Here is a 2,785-nt window from a genome sequence, read left to right on the forward strand (position 1 = left end):
GACCCCGATGTAGCCGCGCTCGGAGAACAGCCGCAGCGCCGTCTCCACCAAGAAATCCCTGGCCTTCTCCCGCCGGTCGGCTCGGGGCCGGCCGAAACCGGGGGGCCGTACGGTCATCTGTCCTCCTGATTCGCCGGGTAGCGCCGACGCGTCGCTTGCGGTCGGTGTCGCGCCGACCGGGTCGTCCCCGATCTTCCTCGGCATTCGTCCCCTTTCGCAACGCCGGCCGAGCCCGTCCCACCGCCGCAGGCCGTGCGCAGGCCGTACCCGGGCCCGGGCACGCGGCCCGGGCCCCGCGGACCCCGCGGCGGCATTCCCACCACCGCCCCGCCATCGCCTACCCCTCCAGAACACGTGCTTGGCAGATGCGTAGACATGTGTCTACTCTTGCGTCAAGTCAAGTGTCGCCGAGTGTGCGCCGAGCGCTGCTCGTCCGGACCATGGAGGCCGTCTTGCTCTCTGCCCTGGCTCGTTTCGCGGTGCGGCGCCGATGGCTGGTGATCGCCCTGTGGGTGCTGGCGCTGGGGGGCGCTGCCCTCGCCGGCCGCACCACCGGCGGCTCCTTCGGCAATGACCTGACGCTGAGCGACTCCGACTCCCAGGCCGCCTACGACACCCTGCGCGAGCGCTACCCGGAACTGTCGGGCGACGGGATGCAGGTCGTGATCCACAGCGAATCCGGAGTGACCTCCCCCGAGGTGAGGGCGGCCGTCACCGACTCCGTCGCCGCCGCGCGCGGCTCCGCGGACGTCGCGACGGCGCAGTCGCCGTACCGGCCGGGGCCCGACATGGTCTCCGGCGACGGCCGTACGGCGATGGCCACCGTGCAGTTCACCGAGCGGGCCAAGGATGTGCCGCGGGACGCGGTGGACGAGGTCCAGGAGGCCTTCGGACCGGTGCGTGACCTCGGTGTCCGGGTGGAGTTCGGCGGCGCCGTGCTCCAGGCCGAGAGCGGTCCCTCGGGCAGCGAGGTGATCGGGCTCGCCGCCGCGGTGGTGGTGCTGCTGGTGGCCTTCGGATCCCTGTTCGCCATGGCCGTCCCGCTGGTGACGGCGCTGTTCGCGCTCGGGCTCGGGATGTCCGTCGTCCAGATCGTCGCGCAGTGGACCACCATCGGCACCTCGGGCCCCGTCGTGGCCGCGATGATCGGCCTGGGGGTGGGAATCGACTACGCCCTGCTCGTCGTCACCCGGCACCGCGAGAACATGAGGTCCGGTCTGCGCGCCCGTGATTCCGTACCGGTGGCGCTGTCCACCGCGGGCAGGTCCGTGCTGGTGGCGGGGACGACGGTGATCGTGGCGATCCTCAGCCTCTACCTCATCGGCATTCCCTTCGTCTCGGCGCTCGGCCTGGCCAGCGCGATCACCGTGGCGGCCACGCTGCTCGCGGCGGTGACCCTGCTGCCGGCCCTGCTGGCCGTGTTCGGGGACAACCTGGACCGCTACCGGGTGAGGAGGCTCAAGTACGACAACGAGGCGGGCCGGGTGAGCGGCTGGCACCGCTGGACCGGGCACGTGCAGCGGCGCCCCTGGCGGTACATGATCGCCGCATCCGGCGTCCTCGTCGCCATGTCGCTGCCGCTGTTCTCCCTCCGGCTGGGCACCGCCGACGGCGGCTCGGCGCCGGAGGACTCCACCGAGCGCCGCGCCTACGAACTGGTCGCCGAGGACTTCGGCGCCGGCTGGACCGGGCCCCTCATGGTGACCGCCGAGTTCGGCGAGGCGTCCGCCGCGCGGCAGGGGGCCGCCTCGCTCCGAGCCGACCTGCTGGCGACCGAGGGCGTACGGGAGGTGCCGCCGCCGCGCGTCGACGAGGCGGGAACCACCGCCGTGTACACCGTCGTGCCCAAGGGCTCGCCCGACGACGAGTCCACCGAGGACCTCGTCCACCGGCTGCGCGACGACGTCCTGCCGCGGTCCGCCGACGCACTCGATGCCACCGGCACGCACGTGGGCGGTGCCACCGCGAGCGCCATCGACCTCGCCGACCGGCTCGGCAGCCGCATGGCGTGGTTCATGGGCTTCGTCGTCGGCCTGAGCTTCCTGCTGCTGACGGTGGAGTTCCGCTCGCTGCTGGTGCCGCTCAAGGCGGCGGTGATGAACCTGCTGTCGGTCGGGGCGGCCTACGGCGTCGTGGTCGCGGTCTTCCAGTGGGGCTGGGGTTCGGGACTGCTCGGCGCCGAGCCGGGGCCGATCGAGTCGTTCGCCCCGATCATGCTGTTCGCGGTCCTGTTCGGCCTGTCCATGGACTACGAGGTGTTCCTGCTCGGCCGGGTCCGCGAGGAGTTCCTGGCGTCGGACGACGCCGGCGGCTCGGTCAGGCAGGGCATCGCCGCCACCGCACGCGTCATCACGGCCGCGGCGTCGGTCATGGTCGTGGTGTTCGGCAGCTTCCTGCTCGGGGACCAGCGGGTGGTCAACCTGTTCGGCTTCGGGCTGGCCGTGGCCATCGCGATCGACGCCACCCTGGTCCGCCTGGTGCTCGTGCCCGCGGTGATGGCCCTCATGGGCCGGGCCGCGTGGTGGATGCCGCGCCGGCTGGAGCGGATGCTGCCGCGTGTGCCGGGCGAGGCCGGGGCGGCAGCGGCGGCCGGCGGGGCGGAAACGGCGGCCGGCGGGGCGGAAACGGCCGGCGGGGCGAACCCCGGCACGGACCGCTCGCCGGAACCGGAGGGGCGCGGACCTCCGCACTGTCCGTGCCCGGCGTGCGGGTGCTCGCCGTCGCCTTCCTGGGGATCGGCGCCGTCTTCGGCGGCATGCAGGTCTCGCTCACCGCCATCACGGAG

The 2,785-nt window shown here is 73.1% G+C and carries 1 pseudogene; it reads left to right on the plus strand.

The window, feature by feature from the left end:
* Positions 1-440: 440 nt before the first annotated feature.
* Positions 441-2,483 (plus strand): annotated as a pseudogene (locus tag GUY61_RS37155) (MMPL family transporter); the annotation flags it as partial.
* Between the last annotated feature and the right edge of the window lie 302 nt (positions 2,484-2,785).

Origin of the sequence: Streptomyces sp. GC420 (assembly GCF_009916105.1) — a bacterium.
Taxonomy (GTDB): domain Bacteria; phylum Actinomycetota; class Actinomycetes; order Streptomycetales; family Streptomycetaceae; genus Streptomyces.